Source organism: Acaryochloris marina MBIC11017 (genome assembly GCF_000018105.1).
Classification (GTDB): domain Bacteria; phylum Cyanobacteriota; class Cyanobacteriia; order Thermosynechococcales; family Thermosynechococcaceae; genus Acaryochloris; species Acaryochloris marina.
Window position 1 is genome coordinate 86,086 of the sequence record NC_009930.1, and the last position, 21,022, is coordinate 107,107.

The 21,022-nt window shown below is 45.1% G+C and carries 23 protein-coding genes and 1 pseudogene; 9 read left to right on the forward strand and 15 right to left on the reverse strand.

All coding sequences use genetic code 11. The features are described from left to right. The first annotated feature begins 1 nt into the window (after position 1). Positions 2-1,057 carry a tyrosine-type recombinase/integrase gene (locus AM1_RS34980; protein ID WP_012167972.1) on the forward strand — a complete coding sequence of 352 codons (1,056 nt, stop codon included), beginning with the start codon at positions 2-4 and terminating at the stop codon, positions 1,055-1,057. Positions 1,058-1,818: 761 nt separating this feature from the next. Then, complete coding sequence (locus tag AM1_RS34985; RefSeq protein WP_012167970.1) at positions 1,819-2,613, forward strand: Vps62-related protein; 795 nt, start codon at positions 1,819-1,821, stop codon at positions 2,611-2,613. Between the two features lie 68 nt (positions 2,614-2,681). Here AM1_RS34985 and AM1_RS34990 read toward each other — a convergent pair whose 3' ends face one another. From AM1_RS34990 to AM1_RS35015, 5 genes and pseudogenes are all read right to left on the reverse strand, one after another. Further along, the gene (locus tag AM1_RS34990; RefSeq protein WP_012167969.1) at positions 2,682-3,743 is read right to left on the reverse strand and encodes a hypothetical protein; all 1,062 of its coding nucleotides are present in this window, start codon (positions 3,741-3,743) and stop codon (positions 2,682-2,684) included. Positions 3,744-3,820: 77 nt separating this feature from the next. Further along, positions 3,821-5,815 (reverse strand): neutral/alkaline non-lysosomal ceramidase N-terminal domain-containing protein, encoded by a 1,995-nt coding sequence (locus AM1_RS34995; protein WP_238549386.1) that lies wholly within the window; start codon positions 5,813-5,815, stop codon positions 3,821-3,823. Between the two features lie 869 nt (positions 5,816-6,684). Then, the gene (locus AM1_RS35000; RefSeq protein ID WP_012167967.1) at positions 6,685-7,281 is read right to left on the reverse strand and encodes a hypothetical protein; all 597 of its coding nucleotides are present in this window, start codon (positions 7,279-7,281) and stop codon (positions 6,685-6,687) included. A gap of 714 nt (positions 7,282-7,995) precedes the next feature. Beyond that, a pseudogene (locus AM1_RS35010) lies at positions 7,996-8,244 on the reverse strand (transposase); the annotation flags it as partial. A gap of 393 nt (positions 8,245-8,637) precedes the next feature. After that, on the reverse strand, positions 8,638-9,642 hold the full coding sequence (locus tag AM1_RS35015; protein ID WP_012163122.1) for an IS630 family transposase: 1,005 nt from the start codon (positions 9,640-9,642) through the stop codon (positions 8,638-8,640). Positions 9,643-9,708: 66 nt separating this feature from the next. Between AM1_RS35015 and AM1_RS35020 the strand changes: the two genes are divergently transcribed. After that, on the forward strand, positions 9,709-9,903 hold the full coding sequence (locus tag AM1_RS35020) for a VOC family protein (RefSeq protein ID WP_269150246.1): 195 nt from the start codon (positions 9,709-9,711) through the stop codon (positions 9,901-9,903). Positions 9,904-9,988: 85 nt separating this feature from the next. Here AM1_RS35020 and AM1_RS35025 read toward each other — a convergent pair whose 3' ends face one another. Both AM1_RS35025 and recA read right to left on the reverse strand, forming a co-directional pair. Further along, positions 9,989-11,188 carry a winged helix-turn-helix domain-containing protein gene (locus tag AM1_RS35025; RefSeq protein WP_012167960.1) on the reverse strand — a complete coding sequence of 400 codons (1,200 nt, stop codon included), beginning with the start codon at positions 11,186-11,188 and terminating at the stop codon, positions 9,989-9,991. A 423-nt stretch (positions 11,189-11,611) separates the two neighbouring features. Next, entirely contained in the window at positions 11,612-12,685 is a 1,074-nt protein-coding gene (gene recA / locus AM1_RS35030; RefSeq protein ID WP_012167959.1) for a recombinase RecA, read from the reverse strand. Positions 12,686-12,803: 118 nt separating this feature from the next. Between recA and AM1_RS35035 the strand changes: the two genes are divergently transcribed. Beyond that, on the forward strand, positions 12,804-13,007 hold the full coding sequence (locus tag AM1_RS35035; RefSeq protein ID WP_012167957.1) for a hypothetical protein: 204 nt from the start codon (positions 12,804-12,806) through the stop codon (positions 13,005-13,007). A 9-nt stretch (positions 13,008-13,016) separates the two neighbouring features. On the opposite strand, the gene AM1_RS35040 is transcribed toward AM1_RS35035, so the two are convergent. Next, on the reverse strand, positions 13,017-14,888 hold the full coding sequence (locus tag AM1_RS35040) for an RNB domain-containing ribonuclease (protein ID WP_012167956.1): 1,872 nt from the start codon (positions 14,886-14,888) through the stop codon (positions 13,017-13,019). Between the two features lie 57 nt (positions 14,889-14,945). Then, positions 14,946-15,527, reverse strand: a complete 582-nt coding sequence (locus AM1_RS35045; protein WP_012167955.1) for a GIY-YIG nuclease family protein — start codon at positions 15,525-15,527, stop codon at positions 14,946-14,948. An 88-nt stretch (positions 15,528-15,615) separates the two neighbouring features. On the opposite strand from AM1_RS35045, the gene AM1_RS35050 reads away from it, so the two are divergent. The 5 genes from AM1_RS35050 to AM1_RS35065 all read left to right on the forward strand — a co-directional run bounded on the left by AM1_RS35050 (position 15,616) and on the right by AM1_RS35065 (position 18,031). Next, positions 15,616-15,957 carry a YegP family protein gene (locus tag AM1_RS35050; protein WP_012167954.1) on the forward strand — a complete coding sequence of 114 codons (342 nt, stop codon included), beginning with the start codon at positions 15,616-15,618 and terminating at the stop codon, positions 15,955-15,957. Positions 15,958-15,963: 6 nt separating this feature from the next. Beyond that, positions 15,964-16,299 carry a hypothetical protein gene (locus tag AM1_RS39385; RefSeq protein ID WP_012167953.1) on the forward strand — a complete coding sequence of 112 codons (336 nt, stop codon included), beginning with the start codon at positions 15,964-15,966 and terminating at the stop codon, positions 16,297-16,299. A gap of 51 nt (positions 16,300-16,350) precedes the next feature. Continuing rightward, positions 16,351-16,644 carry a hypothetical protein gene (locus AM1_RS35055; RefSeq protein WP_012167952.1) on the forward strand — a complete coding sequence of 98 codons (294 nt, stop codon included), beginning with the start codon at positions 16,351-16,353 and terminating at the stop codon, positions 16,642-16,644. Between the two features lie 4 nt (positions 16,645-16,648). Then, positions 16,649-17,176, forward strand: coding sequence for a thermonuclease family protein (locus AM1_RS35060; RefSeq protein WP_071820033.1), 528 nt, complete (start codon positions 16,649-16,651; stop codon positions 17,174-17,176). Between the two features lie 66 nt (positions 17,177-17,242). Further along, a complete protein-coding gene (locus tag AM1_RS35065) occupies positions 17,243-18,031 on the forward strand; it encodes a RecB family exonuclease (protein ID WP_012167950.1) in 789 nt (262 codons plus the stop codon). A 10-nt stretch (positions 18,032-18,041) separates the two neighbouring features. Here AM1_RS35065 and AM1_RS35070 read toward each other — a convergent pair whose 3' ends face one another. The 6 genes from AM1_RS35070 to AM1_RS35100 form a co-directional block, all read right to left on the reverse strand. After that, on the reverse strand, positions 18,042-18,416 hold the full coding sequence (locus AM1_RS35070; protein WP_012167949.1) for a hypothetical protein: 375 nt from the start codon (positions 18,414-18,416) through the stop codon (positions 18,042-18,044). Between the two features lie 31 nt (positions 18,417-18,447). After that, a complete protein-coding gene (locus AM1_RS35075; RefSeq protein ID WP_012167076.1) occupies positions 18,448-18,723 on the reverse strand; it encodes a hypothetical protein in 276 nt (91 codons plus the stop codon). A 62-nt stretch (positions 18,724-18,785) separates the two neighbouring features. Next, complete coding sequence (locus tag AM1_RS35080) at positions 18,786-19,076, reverse strand: hypothetical protein (RefSeq protein WP_041661229.1); 291 nt, start codon at positions 19,074-19,076, stop codon at positions 18,786-18,788. Positions 19,077-19,378: 302 nt separating this feature from the next. Beyond that, on the reverse strand, positions 19,379-19,960 hold the full coding sequence (locus AM1_RS35085; RefSeq protein ID WP_012167947.1) for a hypothetical protein: 582 nt from the start codon (positions 19,958-19,960) through the stop codon (positions 19,379-19,381). A gap of 249 nt (positions 19,961-20,209) precedes the next feature. Further along, positions 20,210-20,593, reverse strand: a complete 384-nt coding sequence (locus AM1_RS35095; protein WP_012167945.1) for a hypothetical protein — start codon at positions 20,591-20,593, stop codon at positions 20,210-20,212. Continuing rightward, complete coding sequence (locus AM1_RS35100; RefSeq protein ID WP_012167944.1) at positions 20,593-20,991, reverse strand: hypothetical protein; 399 nt, start codon at positions 20,989-20,991, stop codon at positions 20,593-20,595. The genes AM1_RS35095 and AM1_RS35100 overlap by 1 nt, the downstream gene beginning before the upstream one ends. Positions 20,992-21,022 lie beyond the last annotated feature (31 nt).

A 21,022-nucleotide genomic window follows, 5' to 3' on the forward strand; every position in this document is an offset into this window, starting at 1 on the left:
AATGACCGTCCCCGAAGTAAAGCTCATCGTATTGGCAGACCAGGCCGCCACTCCCATTGATGCTGCCAGGTCCCGTACCCAACCTCCAAAAAGTACCCCAGCAGATCTACGACGGACGCGAGTGGAAGAGTTCATGAGGTCTCGCGAAATTAGCTCCAACACCCGCAAAGCCTATGAGCGGGACTTGAAGCAGTTCATGGACTGGACGGATAAGGGTTGGCATGAAATTTCAGCCAGGGACTTGGATCGGTACAAGAACCATCTGAAGGTGGAACCCAATCAAAGAGGCCAACTCCGAAAGAATGCAACCATTAACCGCAACTTGGCCGCATTACAGAGCTTCTTTAAATGGCTAACCGTTCGGGACTACATCACTAAAGATCCAACTTTGCTCCTAGAAAAGCTCAAGGCCGATCCCGTGCTGCCCCAGGAATTCAGCCAGGATGAGGTGGATAATCTCTATCAGGCTATTTGCGATCGCGGCTTCCATACGTTCCGAGATCGGGCCTTACTGCACCTGATTGATCATGGGCTGAGGGCATCGGAGATTCACAGGTTGAACGTTGGGGACTATGACGGGCAGCGCATCATCATCCGAGTTGCTAAAGCTGACAGTGTGGGTACGGTGCCACTGCTGAAGAAAGCTCGAAAAGCCATTGATCAGTACAAGCAGTGGCGAGAGCAGCAGGGGGATGTACTGGGAAATGATTCACCGTTGTTTGTCTCCCACTCCAACAACAGTAAGGGGCAGCGATTGCAGTATTGGGGCATTTACAAGATCTTCAAGGCCATTGCTGATATTGCCGAGGTGGAGAATGCCCATCCACACCGGGGACGGCATACCCTAGCGACTCGGCTGGTGATGAAGGACATGGATTCCGTTCTGGCTCGACGGATTACCCGGCATACTTCGGAGCAGTCTTTTGTCCGGTATTCGGATCGGGGGATTGAGCTGAAGGCAGAACAGGAATTCTATGAGGTACATGGGGAGGTACCAGGGGATGGAGTGGCTGCTGATAAACCGGAGAGTATCCAAATTGAGGCCATTGGTGAATAATCAATGACGTGGCCCAAGATTAGTTTTTATAGGGATACCACTGAATAAGATATCCATTCTTTCTCAACTGGAAGTCACCCTAGTTATTCAACTCTTTCTTGAGAGGGTTACCGTCCTGGCGACTATCAGTAAGAAAATCGGGAATTAAAAGTGGATAAAATGTGACGTAATGGAACATTTTTAATTTAAAAAAATTAAAAAATAAAGAAATAACCGAATAGAATCGTAAAATAGAAATACTCTGAATATCACCTATCAATCAACAAGTTAAGATCAGCGTTTAGCATTGATATTCTCAGAGGATCTTGAATACCGAAGCCATTATTGAATAAGAATTTAGGTCTTGTTTCTCCATGAACTTTGAAGCCCATTAAATATAAAAACTTTGAACGTGTAGATCCTGCTATTGGATCGTGCCTAGCTTATAAACTTCAGATAAATATTATTTGAGAATTATAAACTAACAGCCAATAAAATTGCAGGTTTAAAAGTAAGTCTCACAATGGATTTCAGAGTGTAAACCTAAGGCTTCTAATTTATATTTACTAGAGTCTTTTTGACTTCTTTATTAGTAAATTATATAGAGTCTCCCACTTATTACTGCTTTTCTTGAAAGTCTAAATGGCCCTAAAATATCTCACCTAATTTCATCTTTCTTTACTCAAAAGCTCCGAATATTTTTAGAGCCTTGTTGTTATCTATCATCTTTATGAGATTAGTCGACTTTGGTTTTAGTTGTAGATATTGAGTAGGTTTTGTCCATGCATGCTCCAATTATTAAGTTGCACCCAGAAGAGCAGTTTTTCCCCATGGATCCGCTCCTCTTTATTCAGACTTCTCGATTCCGTCACCATAGAGGATTTAATGTTATCGATGCTGGAATAGATGAAGGCTTTAACACTGAAACCCAGACATGGGATAAGAACAACTCTAAAGATCCCAAGTATTTCAACGTTCCAGTTGACTTCATAAATAGCCTTACACTTCATTCAGATGGACGTAATCGCCGCCCACGCGACTCGAACGCTGGGGACGACTTAAATGTCTTTCTCCAACCCGAAGGAAAGCCGACAGGTCATTCGACTCCGACCAATAATGTACCCGTGTTTCTGTTCGAGAGTGCTGGCGGTTCACATCGGTTCTTACAGTTTTGGATCTTCTTTGGTTTCAATGGTTCATTATTGAGTCACCAAGGGGATTGGGAAGATATAACTATCAAAGTCAATGGTGATGATCAAGTTGAAGGAGCCTTTCTAAGTGCTCATGGGGACAGACCGTTTTTCCCACAGAGCGAGCTGATGATCGAAAATGATCGTGTAGTTGTATTTTGCTCACGCGAAACCCATGCCTTTTATCCTGCTCCCGGTACACATGGTCCCATAGGCCAAGATAAAACCGCAGCAGGGGGATTTTCTTGGGATACTGCTGGCAAAGTCGAAGATTTATCTGTGCAACCCTGGCGCGACTATGCAGGTGCTTGGGGTGAAGTAGGTGAATTGGTCCATACTACAGGACCACTAGGCCCTTGGTTCAAGCGATTTGACGTGGAAATCTGATACACCTTTTTGTTAAAAAGCTAGCCTTAGACTTCAACAGCAGGAGTTAAGTACAAAAAACTTAAAGACTACATATCATATTTTTCCCATAAACAACATCTGGATTTTCGAGGATTACCTGATGAAAATTGCTTTTCTATAGAAAACACCTTGAATTGTTCTAAAGCAGAGTCATAAAAGCATCCAGAGCCATGAAGGAAGCGAGGGCCAGAAATGTTGCGGTGAAAATGTTTATTCGGAATGATCTGAGTCAGGCTAATGCCACTTCCAGTGGTTTCCACCTTGTACAAGTCAGCTCTATCGTGATTTCCGAGCCTTGTATCAGATGACATCGCAATAAGCCAGGCTGTCCCACTGCTTACTGGATCAGTGAATAAATTTATATTTTGGTAAGCACCAGACTCGTTCGGTACAGAATTGATAGGTGTGAATACAGAAGAAGTTTGAGCAGATAGATTTTGAACGGAGACACCAGCAGTATAAAAATCTAACCGTTCCGCATCCCAATTCGCAACCACAAGCAGAGAACCACCCTCAAAGTCACAAAGTCCGCAAGCTCCTGCTGTGTCATTAGCTCCAGAACGGTGAATGGTCAATGGATCAATACTGATGGGGTTTAAAGAAGTAGGATCTGATGGATTATCAAAAATTCTGTAAAACTTGACTTCTGATCCGCCCGTTCTCTCACCTATTATCTCTAAGCCAACCACTAGAATATTGTCAACAATTTGGAGCCCCCCACCGTGATTAAAAGTACTAGATGTTAGAACCACTTTCTGAACATGAAGGGACTCATCGGTAAAGTACAAATACGATTGACTGTTGGCACTGCCTGAAACAACATACCCCCCCTGGGGCAGCTTCTGTATTCCCCCTTGATGTCGATCTGAAAAGAAGGAGAAATTTGAGATTGAACCATTCGGTAACGGATGATAAGGAGAACCATCACGATTAGTTGTCGTAATAAAAAGCTCAAAATTCCCTGCATTATCCTCATCGGATAGTAATTTATCAAATGCGTCTTTAATGCTCATAATTTTTGGGTTGATATTGAAGTATTGACAAATCTCAAGTACTTTGATGGAACGATAGAGATTCAATTTTTGCGGAAAAATATAATGAAGAATCACACTTCTGAATACAAAATACGCAAGCCATAGTTTTGAATTGATTGAGATTTGAGTGAAAGCTATTGCAGAAAAAAACTTTAAGTCAGGGGAGAAGGACGGTAGGAAGATACTTCAATGTTCAGATTTGAGTGAATCGTCACCAAGTCATTAACAGAGATATAAGTAGAGTTAGTCCTATCAAATTTCACCTTCACTCCACTATCTAGATATTCTTTAGGCATCATCCAGGCTAGATCTGCTTTTGGAGGTACCGTCAAAGCTTCCAAATTTACAGTTGGAGCAGCTTGATGCTGGTCAAAGGTCAGGGTAACGGGCGATGTCGTGAGGTTCCTGAATGTAATTCTCGGCAATGTAGTTTTGGGCGTTATAGATTGAGGTCCTATACCAGGCGAGACCAGTTGCCCTTGCTTCATGGCAGCAGCTAATTTTCGGAATTCTTGCTGATACGCCATCAAGGTGTATGGGCCAAACAAAGTAGATGCCCCTTCATAGTGCTGCCCCTGGTATTCTTCAAAGGTTGTAATGTATTGCGAGAAGGCATTGGAGTAGGCGGCCAAGGCTAAATAGTCCGCATTCAATTCAGCCTGGACCGCTGCCTTTAAACGACGTCCAGCCATGGTGGTGATTTCGCCAGGAATACCCGTCAAGACCAAATTACCAATTTTAAGAATTTGAATCGGCAATTCTTTTGGAGTAATTGGGAAAAAATCCGTTTCAGGGTTGGCTAAACCGGGAGCGAAGGCAATTGGTTTGGGAGCATGCCCATCAATAAAATCTGGAGTCAGCTTGCTATCAAATTGTCCTGGCAGTTCAGCACCGGGCACTTCAATCGCTGCAATTAACCCAGAAAAAGCTAGGATACTGGCTTCGTCTTCCGTGATTGAACGGATGGTAATGCCTTCTCTAATGGGAATGGGTGGCTTACTGTCTTCGCTACTACCTGCAGCAAAGGAGATTCCTAAAGCTGCTGGCCAAGTTCGTTTTCCAGGCCGATCTTTTATCTCAATATGGGACATATCGATAAAGGTATGTCGATAGTCAATGCTGCCGTGTAGTTCTTCCGTTGCCTGATCAAATAAGGTTTGAGCCAGTTGATATTGCTGCCCACCATGTTTTTTCATCCGCTCGATATCATCAGCACCCGTCGGAATAGAACCGAAGGCGACATTACCAGATACATCACCACAGTTGGCGTTAGCAAAAGCGGCAACGATGGGTTCATATGCCTTTTCTTCAAATAGCTCTGCGGCGTATCCTTTGTTATCCCCCGTCACTAAAGTGTTGTATTGTCCACGATCTGTAGGGTGAATGGCATACCAGTTCAGTAGACCAAGGGGCTTTTCGTTTGTATCAGTCAGATGCACAAATTTCAGCAGCAACATCTCATTGTCCGTGTCGCTTCCATACTGATAAAGTTCAGACTCAGGGTTTCGAAAGTATGCTTCAGGCGAGCGTTGCCTTCCACAATCTTCGATATGCCCCCGATTAACGTAAATTTTACCGGGGGCGAGTTGATTATGAGCTTGCTCAATGGCTGAGACAATCCCAGCGACAATAGATTCAAAATTATGTCGATCAAACCCACCCGTTTTATTCGGTCCACCCAGAGTATGGTTGTACAGATAATAGTGGGTATATCCGCCAGGACCACTATGGGTGTGGGTGCCACTAATTAGGAGGTTATCTAACTGGTAGAGTTCAGGACCGTATATTTTTTGGAGGCGTTCAACAACCTCTTGTTTGACGATATGCGTACCAGACCAGAGATCAGTGGATACAATTGCGACTCGTTTGAAGGACACTGGTTCAGCCACAATAAAAACCTTTGCAAACAACCGAGATTCAACTCCCGTTGTGCGCTGGTTCTTATCCGCCATGCCCTGCATACCTAAACCAATAGCAGGATCTGTTATGTCACTTTTACCGACTCCAATAAGATAGTTAGAAATAGGCTGGCTAGCTACTTCAGGTTGATAACTATGACCACTGAGTTGATTTAGAAGGACTGAGCCCATCGCCATACTGGCAGTGCTCAGAAAGTTGCGTCTAGAGATGTTTGTTTTCAACGTCATTGGTTGCATCACTTAGATTGATGTACCAGATAATTCCACTAGATAGGTATTGCTCAACTCAATAAAAGTGAGACAAAGTTTAGCAATACTTTTTGGAATTAAGTATCAGTTTTTAGTTCAAATAATTGTAATTAACTCATAGAAATTTCTAAAGATTGCCATTATTAGCTAAAAACTATTATTGCCATCATTATTTTTGGAGTTAAATAACATAGTTCAATTGCCAATAGAGATCGGCTAGACTTAACTGAATCACCTTGAGTTCTACCTTCGTTATTACTTCTGAAAGACGGCCATTATTTATTCATTACTTAATATTTCTTTATTTTTATGTAGCTAAGAATATATTCGAATGGCTTTTATCTAGTAGTTTCAGCTACAAGAGAATTTTAAAAAAATTGCATGCCAATACTAGGTTGGTGAATGACGGTCAACTAAGCATTTGCGTGCGTCTTTGGACGGGCTATTGCATCGGTGAAGACTGTCAGCTGCGTACTAGTGATGTTGACAAGGCCCCATACTCTCGGTGTTATTTTCTGGCACCAAACTAAGAGCAAGCGAGATACGCGAGAAGTGCTGATACATTTCCATTTAGGGGTTTTTGGTATAACTTCTCAGAAAAGTGTATTCCAACTTCAAACCTTTTTATCTCATTTTCAGAAATTATTTTTATAGGCTTGAAAAGACTCTAACTTAATTTGATCAAAGATTTATTGAACAAGAGTTTCAATTTCTCAGAACTTCTAGGTTTCTGCACCCAAAAGAGAGTATTTTCTGTTGGCACAGGAGATCAAAAATAGGTATGCATCTGAAAAAGCTTGCAACAAAAGAATATAGCCCTATCCCAATACTACTGCTCGATCAAGACCTCAATTATTCGTGTCTGGACTTGCCTTCACCTCACTATCAATCGAATCAATTGCAAGGAAAGCAGTTGATTCGTCCGTTTCTCCGACTCGATCAACAAGCAGGATGATGGTGGTCTGTAATGATTGCCCTGCAGGAACCAGAGTTGAAATATGAACAATGAAGTCGTCGAATTCGCCCACTCGTTCAGAGTCTTTTAATCCGTCTTCAGCAGCAGCCTGCTCAGCTTGCTTTCGAGTAGGAAAGTCTTTACTCACAGCACAATTTTTTGCGTCTTCAATTGCCTTGACTAGATCAACAACTGCTGTCTGAGAACCAGAGTGAACGATCATCGCTGCACTGGCATTACCCTCTCTTGCAACAAAGCCTCGAAAATCTTGCTCCACGAGGCTATCTTCGGTACTCTCAATTTCTCGGACATAAGTGAACGTTCTTGTCTCTACATCTGGTACTGATGGATTGCCCACTCCAGTTTCAATCGATAAATTATCAAAGATCATGGTTGAAGCTTGACTATCCTCGCTTGTGACAGCCACAAACCTTATTGTGTCAGTCGGGATACTCTTCTTGAATTTTGGGCCATCAAGTACCTGTTGCATGCTGATAGTCTCCTAAAGAACGACTTTTATAAAACCAACGATAAAAAACATTTTGTCTATTGCTATTCTCCAACCAAAAAGCCATGATTAAATAGGCGAGAACACTCATCGGCAGTGGTCCCTTAAAAGGCTCTAGATTTCCGTAGCCCCTATTCTATAAACATTTGAGACTTCCAACTCCATTTATTCTGAAGTTTATAACCTAGAAAGGTTTTGAACTTTTAGATCCTGCTAAGAGACCAGCGCCAACACCTCCAAATATAACTAGACCCGTAGTCTGGCGGGGAGACTAGTAGCAATATAAAAGTAATGAATCAGGATAAAAATGCTATTTTGTGTTGTCTTAAATTGTTGAGTTTAGTGAAGAATGTGAGCAATGTACTTCGACAGGAATAAGTGTCAAGCACTTTTTTCAAGTATTCAGATGAGATGAATTTCGTTGTGAACACTCTGCACCAAGGCACTTGGGCTGTCCGACTCTGAATTTAGCTGGCTTGACCGACCACATAGCAATGCTCTAGCGGAATCTTCTTAATCGCCGCTTTCTGCCGTATATCTCTTTCTGCTTTCTTTCGAACAGCAATCCTAGCCCTAGCAGCTTTAGCCCGCATTGCCTTGGCATCGCTGTTGTAGTTCTTCTGAATTTCTTCAGTATTTCGAGAGGGGGGATGGCGTATTGATTTTGATCGGTCAAAGGGAAGTTAGTGTCCCGATTTATTCGCCATGGTTATTGAGACGATCATGCTTGGCATGATCTCTGCGTGAGACGAGGAAGAAAATCGCTAAACAGCTCTCCTCATTGGGGAAAGCACCAATCTCATCAGCTTTGGTTCGGAATTCTCGGAACAACCGTTCTAGCGCATTGGAAGTACGAATCAGCGAATGAATGGATTCATCAAAATCATAGAAACTCAAGGTCAGGGCAAAATCTTTGGTAAAGGTTCTGACCGCATCGGGTTCAAGGCCCAATTGAAGGGTTGCTGACACCAGATACAACGAAGGCTAGAGGCTATACAGAGAAAGGATTCTAAGGCTTGATATTTCTCAATATTCTTTAGCTTTTAGTAATGATTTAGTTTCTGGTCGAACGTATTTGCGTCGTTTCAGGCCCCTAAAAGTGCTTGATTGCACCTGGTGTCAGCAACCCTTCAATTGGGCCTTTTCGGGCCTTTCCCCCATACTCAATGTCAGTAGTATCCCTACGAGTATTGATTATTATGTCAATGTTCTTGGCTTTCAAAAAGATTGGGACTGGGGCGATCCACCGACTTTTGCATCTGTTTCCAGAGATGACGTTTGCATCTTTTTATGTCAGGGGGCACAAGGGCAGTCTGGAACATGGATATCAATAAGTACCTATCCAAAATCAATTACATAATCTTTTCCGAAGCCCTTAAGGATTTTGTCGATGTACAGACTCAGGCTGCCTAAACACTTGTAGGCAGCAAATTCAATCCACTCATATTTCATAAAACGCCAGAAAATCTCAATCAAATTCAGATGCGGTGAATAGGTAGGTAGCCAGAAAATTTCGACATTCTTGGCTTTCCAGTCCTCAATTTTTTCTTCAATTTCAGCGTTTTTATGGACGCTGGCTTGATCCATCACCACAACCGTGTGTTGATCACAGGTCCTACTAAAATCATCGATACAGGCCACCACCACAGCACTGGTAATACTCTTGTCAAACACATAGGAAGTGAGGTCATTGTGCCGATTCATCAACCCCAACACGTTGAATCGACTGCTGCGTTGACTGGGAAGTCCTAGTGTTTCCCCTTTCTCCTGCCAAGCATAGGGGACATACGGCACTAAGCAAAACCCGCTTTCATCGAGATATCTCAGGTCCAGCTCACCTTTTTCCTCTTGGCGCTTCAAGACCTCTAACTGATGACGTTTGGTTTCATACTCCACTGGGTCTGGCTGGCCTGCAACGACCCGCCTGAGACGACGCCAGCTCATGGAACATGATTTGAGGATGCGCTTGAGGGTGGTTTTGCTCACCGCTATGTTCCAGGCTTCTTTGATCTTGGCCAACACAGCATTGAGGTTATGCGGAGTCATTTTTGCCCACGCTCGGATTTGCTCCTTCTGCACGTCATTCAACTTAGGTTTACGGCCCCGGCCTGGCTGATCATACAGACCCACTAAGCAGTGGTTGTCCCAATCATCTAACCAGGTATAAACCGTTTTTCGGGTGACGGCAAAGATGCTCATTAACTCTGTGACATTGAACCCTTCAAAACTCAACAGAATGCAATGGGCACGTTGACGGACTTGGTGGTGATAACTATGGCGATGAATCCGGCTGAGTAAATGGATGGTCTCTGGGCTCAATCCCTGAATAAAACGTTGTTTCATTGGGCTACAAGCTATTCGCTATCAACTGAACTGAAACCACTTATTATGATGTAAATATTTCTGGCTATCTACTTATTCGTGGCTGATGTTGATGCGTTGTTCACTGAGTTCAAAGCGAAAGGAGCCAGGATTCGGCAAGCACCTACTAATTTCTCTTGGGGAATGCGAGAAATGAATATTGAAGATCCTGATGGGCATCGATTGCGGATGGGAGCTGCAACGAATGAGCCCAGTGATGGAGTGCCATTATGTGAGGATTGATATGGGGGGATTGCGGGAAATTCAAAGCAATCTTTTCCGTACAGCCTGTGCCGTGGCACCGTATTGCTCTGCGATCTCTTGATAGTCAAATCGTCAAGTCATTGATCAGAATCTGCAAGTCTGGTTTAAATTTTGTGGGGGAGGTTCTGTGTAACCGGAGTTTTTTACAGCGATTGAACTGCAGAAATGATTCTAATTCCTTGCGTAGAGCAAGGAACAACTCCTCGACTTTTAAGACAATCGGTTCCAGTACGAGATGATGAATATGCAGCAGCGATTTACTTCTCTCAGTACTGCAGTCCATTCGAGCGACCAGTTTTCCATCCCACAAAATGGGGAGGCAGAAGTAGCCGTATTGGCGTTTGGCCTCAGGCACATAGCACTCAATTAAGTAATCAAAATCAAACAGCGCTTTGAGGCGCTTACGCTGAATGACAAGATTGTCAAATGGTGAGAGTATTTTCAGTTTGCTGCGGGCTAAAGGTTTACTGAGCAACTCCAGTGAATTTGGCAAGGCATAGTAGAGACGATCACCGACATGAATCTGCAATAGCTCACCGGAAGAAACCATGTCCTTCAATGTCATATCAATAAGCGGCTTGGTACCCTTCAGCAAATAGGCAATTTCAGCAGACTGGCCTAACCCGTTTGCGCGCAAATATCGCGTAATCAAAAATCGAGCGTATTCCTCTGGAGCTGGTAGGGTGATATCTGTCCCTTCAGGCAATACCCGCTCGGTGAGATCATAAACTTTTTGAAAATTGACACGGTAAGGAATCATGAGATCCCCCTGCATAAACAGATATTGCAGGGCGCGCTTGGCAGGCTTGGTTTTCCATGCACCGATCCTTGTACCAGTATGCTCAAAATCTTTAGCCATCAAAGGGCCTTCAGTGGCAATGCGTTTGAGCACCCATTTCAACATCTGCTCATCACGTTTATACCAGTGGCTTAGTTCACCACTTGCCAGCGCATACTTGCGAGGCAGACTGAAGCGGTAGTCCCGAAAGGGCAGGTAGGCGGCTGCATGTGACCAGTACTCAAAAACCTGTTTGTCAGAAAGCAGCTGATCGAGCTGGGAAGCCTTGTAACGAGGATTGCGATTCCACAGGGTATGGTGATGGGCACGTTGAACAACGGAGATGGTATCAATTTGGATATAGCCAAGGTGCTCAATCGCCGATAGGGTCGCTTCAATGGCACGACCAGATTGCTTTCTCGGAGGTAATCTTTGTGAGAGCAGGACCAGTTTTCTGGCTTGTTGAATGGACAGGGATTCTTTCATAGCCTAGTAATCACCAGCATCCCTCGCCTAAGTCTTCCATAAATCTCATCCATGTTCGACCTCAGCAGCTTCAGTTTCCCCACCCCTCATCTTTCTTTCACAGATGACTCTGAATAGTCGTCTCAGGGCAAAGATCCACTATCAGGATGCCAGTCTTCTAAAATTCTCGACCTGGCTAAAGATTCGCTCCATAGCATAGTGGACTGCATCCAAAAACTGGTGGTAATAGCGAACACACTGTTGCAGATTGGTGAATTTACCCCTCATTAAACGGACTCGAGTGGACACACACAAGCGTCGCTTCTGGCACCTGCTCCTCAGCCTATAGCTTCAGGCTCTCCCTAGCCTAATTAGGGCTTGCTGGCGTTTATTTATCAATGGACCTGTTTTGGTCGCTAAGGTGTTCAGATTACTGAACGGTACTTAGGTAGCATCTGCTTCTTCCAGGTGAGTCTCTTCAATTTCTATGGCATTGTTAGCATTAACGTCCGCTTCACCTCCTAGGTCAAGCTTTTGACGCACCTGCTGTTCTACATCTTGAGCAAACTCTGGGTTATCCAAAAAATATTGAATCGTATTCTCCCGACCCTGGCCTATATTGCTACCGTCATAGCTATACCAAGCCCCTTTGCGGACAATGATATCTTTCTCTTCCGCCATATCGACCAGGCAACCCATGGTTGAGATTCCCTGGCCAAAAAGGATGTCAAACTCGGCTATCCGGAAAGGAGGTGCAACCTTGTTCTTGGCAACTTTGACCTTCGCTCGGATGCCATACATATCGGTCCCTTTCTTCAAGGTCTGGATCCGACGAATATCCAGACGAACCGATGCATAGAATTTGAGGGCGTTACCTCCCGTGGTCACCTCAGGGTTACCATAGGTGACCCCAATCTTTTGGCGAAGCTGATTCAGGAAAATAACGGTGCTGCCAGACTTAGCAATATTGCTCGTTATCTTGCGTAGGGCTTGACTCATCAACCGAGCCTGCAAACCCATATGAGAATCTCCCATGTCTCCCTCAATTTCAGCTCTGGGAGTGAGAGCAGCCACGGAATCAACCACCACTAGATCCACCGCACTGGATCGGACTAACTGATCCACAATTTCTAAAGCCATTTCACCAGAGTCAGGCTGACTTACGAGTAGCTCAGATACATCTACACCTAATGCTGCTGCATACACTGGATCAAGAGCATGTTCAGCATCCACAAAGGCAGCGACGCCCCCAGTTTTTTGGATCTGGGAGATCGCATGGAGGGCTACAGTTGTTTTACCGGAACTCTCAGGGCCATAGATTTCAATCACCCGTCCCCTAGGAAGTCCACCTCCTAAGGCTAGGTCCAGGGTCAATGCACCACTAGAGATGGTCTCGACCTGCATCCGAGTGGCATCCCCTAGTCGCATGATGGCCCCTTTCCCAAACGTCTTCTCAACGTTCTTCATCACCAAGTCGAGGGCTTTTTGCTTCTCGTTCATTTCATTTTTGGCACTCATGAGTGAATCTCCAAAGGGGTGAATTGGGGGGATGCTAGACCAATATAGTAATTCTGTACTAAAATGGTGTCAATAAGATACTTTTGTTCATGTTTTACCTCCACATGGTGAGGTTGTAATGGCAACAGATACACTTGCTGAATTGGTTGGATTCCCTGGTGGGTGGCTCGTAGGCGTCTCTCTTGATTTGGAGTGGGGCTATCAATGTTGGGTGATCACACCAGAAAGACAGGTTCACACTGATGGAGAATTCTACGAGAACAACGTTATAGCGTTGTCAGCAGGCCGCTTCCTGGTGGAACATTCCTTGGAAGTGGAATAGGGCTATTGATCAGCAAGCTGCAACCAAGGATTCATCTTGGATCAGGGTCACCTGAAGTTGCTCTACTACTGGCCTTGCAGCTCTGTGCTTTGCCGTCTTTTTACTAGAGGCAATACCACTACCAGTAATAACTTCGTTATCAACCTTGAGCCGACATTCACAGTGATAGCCTTGTTCATGCTCCACAATCTCAAACTCTGCCTGTGGCCACTGAAAGCCTTGGCATATCTCCATGAGCAGACTCAGACAATTGTGCCCTTCCTGGTACTGCCTCAATTTATGGATCACGGGTGGAGGCTTAGGTGCAGACGGTTGAGGAATCGGAGGTGCTTCTCTATGCTCTGGAGGAACTAAAGAACTTTCAAACTTAGCCTTAAGCCAAGCTAAACAAGCCTGATGTTTTGCACCCGTTTTATTCATAGAGATCCCCGGTTTAGCCGTTGTCCATAGCTGTTCGCCAATGAGAATCTCTATCCATGTTACGAAAGGCGGTTCGTGGCTGACTTCAACATAAGCAGAACTGTGCCAAGCTTCTGTTTGATTGAGGGCAATACTGACAATGCTGGCAGCATCATAGAGATGGTCTTCCAGGTACTCCAAGACCTGCTCTTGTAACTGCAGCTCATCCCCTAACAAAAGCAAGACAAATAAATCTTCCACGGTGACATTGCCGGACTGTAATCGAGTTTCAGTCTCAGCTTTAAGGTTTTCTCCTTGTTGATCTTCTAGGGCAAATCTGAGCAGGAGGGAGAACTCTCGTGGGGGCAGCTGGGCAATTATTTCCGGGGATTGCAGCTGAGCTTCGTAGAGTTGTCGCTGCTGGGCTTTGTAAAAGGTTTTATGGGCCTCCTCCTGGGCTTGAATCGTTGCTTCAACATGTTGGGAAAGCGCTTGTATGTCTTCTATGGAATAGGGATAGGATTGCCCCTTCAGGTGAGCTTTGACCATGCGATGGTTGATTAAGTCTGGATATCGACGAATCGGGGAAGTGAAGTGGCAATAGGCAGATAGATTTAGGGCAAAATGCCCATGGGGTTCAGGGCCATACTCAGCCGGATTTAGCCAACTCATCAGGACGCGACGAATATCCTCTTCAGATTGAGCATTGACGAGAGCTGCAAACTGATGGGTTTGTTCAGGGCCAATGGCTCGATGGGTGTGATTGCGATAAATGGCGGGGATGTTGTTCTGGGCTAACCATTGAGCCATGGCTGTATTTGCCAGAATCATAAACTCTTGAATAATCAGATAGCTCTGATAGCGTGTGAAGTCCGTGGAGAGGAGATTCCCGTTTTCATCCAGGTAATACCCTTCAGGTAGAGTGAGTCCATCAAAATTCTCGGATTGGATTCGTCTTTGATAGAGCTGTTCTGCCCATTGCCAACACCGATAGATAAAGTTGGAGTCCGGTCGGCTGATATCCATGAGGGCTTCATCCGCTTGTTCATAAGTGAAGCGTTTATGGCTACTCAACCGGGATTCATAAACGTCAACATGCTGAATCTCAGCGGATTGATTCAGGGTGATCTCTAGGGTAATCGTGGGTCTAAGTTGATGTTCTAGGAGACTGAGCTTATCTTCAGACAAACACCGGGGCAGCATTGGAGTGTTGTTATGACGAAAATATAAGGTTTGGATGCGCGACTTTGCTTCTTGATCGACGAGGCTTCCGGGTTGCACGAGTTCGGCAACATCAGCAATATGAACGGAAAGGGTTGTGAGATGATCTTTCTCTTCAATCCAGATGGCATCATCCAGGTCTCGGGAGTGGGCTCCATCAATGGTGATCCCTGGGACTTGGGGTCGTTGATTGATGGAGGTGGGTAGGGAAATTGTCTCTGCTTCTTCAATAACGGGTTTAGAGAAGAATTGTCGAGGCATCTTGGCTGAGGGATAGGAGCTTCAGTACACGATTAGGGGTTGAGAACGAAAAGAAGATTAGTCTGGCTTTGCATCTCTGAAGGGTGCCCCCCAATGCTTCCGTGATTCTCTGTTGAAAGGGGGTTTCCATTTTTGGATGAGGGCTTGCTCTAGCTGTTGCCGGGGATGATAGTCTGCAGGTGCTTCTCTCCAAAAACTAATGGTGACTCGCACGGGTAATTTGTGGATTCGGTGGGCTGCCACGTAATTATGCAGGTAGTCTTTACAATCATGAACGCCTTTCCATCGCTGGTTGGATTTTGAGGTTTCACCTACGTATAACAGCAATGGCAATTCTTGATCAATGACAAAGTATAGGGCTGCAATGCCTTCATCAAAGGTGTCTCGCCAAAATTCGGTGTTTTGTTGCTTGAGGCTAAAGGGATCGATGCTGGCTGGATCTGTTGAGGGTTGGGCTAAATCAAAAAGTGACCCTTGCTGAGTTGGGGCAGATTCATTGACTTGAGTTTGGTATCTGAAGATCCGAGCTTTCCATTCTTTGAGGGCTGTATCACTCATTTGTAGAATGGGGGGGCTGGAACTAGAAAACCGGATATCTCGGAGTTCTAGGTCATTGAAGAGTGAGGATTGCTCAGCCATAACTGGATTATTTCAATTTTGTGGATTAGCTTAGCGCAACTCAGCAAACTCCAGTTGATTTGACTAAGTTAGGGAGAGGATAGAGATTATGGGAAAAAAGTTTGAGCTGAAGGTGGCGGCTAACAACCAATTTCATTTCAATTTGAAAGCAGGCAACGGCCAAGTCATTCTCACAAGTGAGATGTATACCACTAAAGCGGCGGCCCTCAAGGGCATCAACTCAGTCCAGACAAATGCCCCTCATGACAATCTGTATGATCGGCGGGAATCCAAGAGGCAAGAACCCTATTTTGTCCTCAAAGCCACCAATGGACAGATTATTGGTAACAGTGAGATGTACTCTTCCACTTCAGCAATGGAAAATGGTATCTCATCTGTAAAGACCAATGCGCCTGGGGCACCCGTCGAGGATTTGACGGTAGATAATTAGGTTTCCATGTCTAATCGTTGCCAACAATGCGATCGCTTTAGCGGATACCTTGGCTCCCAGTATTTAGTCTGCGCCATCCATCCAAGTGGCCCCAATCAAACTCCTTGCCCAGACTTTACAGAAGTGATTGAGGACTGGCAACCGCTGGGGGCATTCTATGAGGGTGATCAGTTAATAATAGATTGGGCGGGTTATCTCACCTCATCGGAGCGGCTAGAGGTACTAGTGTCGCACCCGTACTTCTCAGGTATCTGTCCAAAGTGCGGTGCAAGGTTTGGGGATAGCAGACCCATCCACTACGATTGCAGGGAATGTGGTTGGATTGATGATTCGATCAACTGAGACAAATAACTAACCCCAGCTTTTACCTTTGACTATTCTAAACAGTAGCTAATGAACTGGATTATTCTGTTAATTTGCGTGATTGTATTCATCGTTTACTGGAGTAAACGGAGGCAAAGCCGAGGCAACCTCGGCAAGGTCATTGACTACAGTAAAGGAAATCAGGGTGTGCGAAGGGAGCAATGGCAGAACTACTCTTCAAGCGAAGCAAAGCTGATTCAGAGGATTGGCCATGAAGCTACAGAGCGTCTGATCGTCAGCGTACTTCTGGATAATCCAACCAAATCGAGAGCCTGGTGTATGGACAAAGCCTTACGTGACCTGGAACGAGATCAAGGTCTGTAAGACAATGGCAACCCCAAGACAGCTACTCTGTATTCTTTTTCCCATAGCAGTGTTGGGATGCAGCCCTCCCCCCAGCAACACGACCCATGAAATTACTTCAGCGAACACCGCTCCTGTCAAAGTTCTCAGCACGAGCGACGGGGATACTTTAAAGGTGCAATTTCAAAACGGTAAATCGAGTAAAGTCCGTATTGGCTGCATTGACGCTCCTGAGTATTCACAAGAATATGGCTTAGAAGCAGGCCTACGACTCAAGGCATTGATTCCAACCGGAGCAACTATCAAGCTTCGGAAAATCACCACTGACCAGTATGACCGCACAGTGGCAGAGATTTACTCGGAGGAGAAATCAGTGGGGTTACAGCTAGTGAGGGAAGGATATGCGGTAGTGTATCACCGCTACCTTGATGGTTGTTCCGATACAGCAAATCAGTATGTTGACGCAGAGAATGATGCGCGATCACGAAAGCTCAATTTCTGGAGCCAGAGTGATCCGGTTATGCCGTGGGATTATCGCAGGAATCGGCGATAATATTGGACCGAGGGTTAAGGTTTAATACATCTGATCTACTATGGACTTATGCGCTAACACACGCCCATGTCCTATTCCCTGTCAGCCACCAAGCTCAAAACCTACGGACAGTGCCCAAAATCCTATCAATTTAGGTATGAGCATAAATTACCTTCACCAACCATATTCGGCTCCACCAAGCTTGGCAATGCTCTCCATGCAGCGTTAGCCAATGTCTACAAGGATTGGAACTACGCTTACCCTCTTCCTTCCCTGGACTGGTTTGCTGTTTGTTGGCAGCACCATACCAGTGAATTGACTCCGACGCAGATCCATGAGGGGTGGGCAGCATTGCAGCTTTACTACGAGCGGTACATTGCCCCACTTCCTCAAATCCGTAAACCGCTGGGGATAGAGACAAAAGTCAGGGCAACCCTCCAAGTCCGCAACATCGAATTTACCCTGTCTGGTCGGTATGACCGCTTGGATTATATTGATGATGGTCTGGAATTGATTGATTACAAGACCAGTAAATCCGTCAATCCTCCTCCATCCGTGGATATCCAATTGGGTTTTTATTATCTGATACTGGAACAGATCTACAAGAAAGCGCTCAAACGTCTGAGTCTAATCTACTTGCGTTCTAATGAGAAACTGATCTATGAGGTCACACCTGACCATCACCAGCAAGCCCAATCTCTGATTGAAGATATGGCGATGAAGCTCAGATGTGATCAGGAATGGAAACCCGTGGCGGGACAGCATTGCGATCGCTGCGGGTATCAGAAATATTGCCCCGCGAAAAATACTAGACCAGAACCGCTACCGCAAGATGCTAAGGAAGTTACGCAAGTGCAGTTGGCTTTGGGGTTTTGATTGAAACTATTCAAGGAGAATTAGGAGCCAGCATCAGAACCTGAAAAAGCGACTCAGGCAAGGGTGGCATCTCTATCGCCTCTCCTTGATAGTGGATCTGAGAGAACGAGGCGAGATTGAATACACCATGAGGAACATCCAGTTTGTTGTCTCTAATCCACATTCCTAGCCGATAATCTACGCGCCATCCCTCCAGACCTTCCATTAAGTCGATCCAAAAGTGCAAGGGAATCAACTGAGTATCCACCCGGCAAGACCCTCGATAAACTTGGTGGGGAATGTTGTGCCGAAAGAGTTGAGTATGACATAGACGGGTCATACCATCACACTCAGTAGGAGAGGCATCTAATGGGTTTAATAGTTGGCGTAGTTCGTCAATTGTCATATCAAGAAAGCTAAGGTTAGTCAGTTGGAGCTTACGATCTCAGAAATTCCTGATTCGCTAACCACAAAGCTTCATCTGTCGGCTGATCGATCATCCCTAGTGCCGCAAAGACGCGCAGTTGGATATCCCGTCCGCCTCGACAAGCTAGTTCCGGGTTGGTGTGGCAGATATGCTGTTTTCCGCTACACAGATACTCAGTGATTTCTGTCGTTCGATCATCGCCAAGGACTAAGCCTCCATCCTCTGGAGATCGGAAGATGCAGCTTTTGCACTGAGCGGGGTTGGGTTCAAGGAAATGGCTTCTCATGATTTTTCGGATAGTTCATTTAATGCTTTTATAAAATCATCAAGATTGTATTTATTCTGCTGTTAGAAAAAGAAAATATTGCTGATAGGGAAAAATGCTCTATCTTCATTGTTACAGCACAACATAAACCCATAATTAAGTTCATCAATTCCATAAGATAGAGTAAAGCTATTCCCATTATCCTTAAAAGATACACTGGCAAAATCAAAGGGATTAAACCTTAAACTAAAGAATGTTGCGTCGATAATCTCGAAAAGGCTTACACCGAAAGTATCAATAAATCTTATGCATAGTCTTTCTTGAGATGGTGTCAGCGGTTTATGACTAACTTTAATCTTTCCAGGTTTATTCATTTACATAATGGTGATAGTGGGCCAAACCAATATTCAGGTGTCCCTGGCTGCATAGACCTTGGGCTAGTAAACAGTAATGGGCAGTTACTATCATCGGCTTTCGAACTACTTGAACTTGATAGGACCAAAGCAGTTCATCCAAAGGTAATTAGACCCACGAAAATCATACAAATATTGCCAAATATATTCCTTACCCTATGATTCGTTTGAGCCTCTTTGACTGTTAGGTTTAATTTTCGGATTTTCTTAGTCATGATTAGTCATTTTTAAGATGATTAACAGATTCCCGGTAGAAACTGAAGTTAATTTTCCTGTCGCTGAAGCTCTGCCACATTATCCATGGCCTTTCGTGCGATCAGCCTCCAATCCGTCCGATCATCCCACCGCTGAAAAATTCTCTGATTCCCCAACCAGACTGCACAAAAAAGAACTTTGTCATCATCAGCGGGAACAGCCTCAATGGTGATCCGCTGTTTGAGTTGGTCTGGAGTCATACTTGAGATCGCAATCAGGAACCCCTTCGCAAAAGTCGAATCATAGCCCGCCTCCAAAGTACAGGGACGATGGGCCAACATCTTGAACCGCAGCTTATATGAAGTCTTTCCTCTGTATTCCTTGGGAACGAACTCGATACTGATCAGGTAACCTGTCAAAGCAGGTTGCTGTAGCTCAACAGGTTCAGAGTCTTTATCGAGGATATACCAAGTGCTTGTTTTGGAACGATTACAGAATATAGCCAAAGCCGATGGACTATCACCAAATCCCAGTGCCCTTTCATGGCTAGGATCTTGGGATTGGAATTGATATTGCTGTGATAAGGGTTGCAATACAGCTTTGGGCTGTGTTGATGGGGTTACTTTGTTTGTGTTTGTGTTTGTGTTCATTTTTCAGGTTCCATAGGGATTTTGATAACTCTGTGCATTTGTTCAGCGAGACTCCAGCAGTGATCGCAAATTTCAGGGTAGTCATCATCAGCACCTTTACACCAGGGCTGAAGATAGCCACAGCACTGACACTCGTAGTACTGCCCAGGTTCACATCCAGAGCAAAAGGACGGGCTGTGATTACTCAGGCACCCCAATGGCTTTAGTTGCAAGACACCTCGGCCTCTTTGAATGAAGTTCCACATTGCTCTATCCATTGGTCAAATCCTCCAACTTCATCTGCCCAAACCATTCCTGCTTGGTGTAAGCATTGGCTTTTCGGAACGGCGCATCAAATTTCAAATGGCAGGGCGCACAGAGGGCCTTGAGATTGTCTGGGTGATTGTTCTGGGGATCTTGGTCAAGGTGCGCCACTGTGAGAGTGAATCGCTGAGGCTTCTGTTCCTCCCCCTCTGAAGTGATCGGGAACCATTCAGGGTGGGTAATCATCAGCCAGAAAGCGAAGTGTAACCACTCAACCCCCGGTTTTCGACAGGGTTTGCCGCACTCAGTACAACGCCAGTTGGCGTCTTCTTTGACTTGCAACGCAATCTCGTCCCAGTTATCGGGGTATCGTGCCCGAATCATCGGCATTACAGAACCTCCAATGTTTGCTGCTCTGGGGCTGGATACTTCCATTCGAGATAGGACTTAATGCAACGCCCTGGATCATGGTCTGAGGTGACGAAGATGGTGAGGTCTGTCTTACTGCCCAACTCTTCGAGACAGGCCAAGATTTCATCTCGACTAAAACCTTTGTATCGAGTGCTAATCAACACACCACACTGTTTAGCAATGCGCTTTGCAGCTCTCACAGGCTCTTTCTCGCACAGCACCACTTCATGAAGCCATTCCCGATAGGCGTTGTAACAAGGTTCGGCATCCTTTTCTGGGTGGAAGGGATGAAAGGGGCTGACTAGGGGGGACTGGGCAATCCTGAAACCGGGCTGGGATTGGTTTGTACGAGTTGATTGAGTGATAGTGATATTCATGGCGATTCCTCCAAATCTGTAGCGGTTGGGG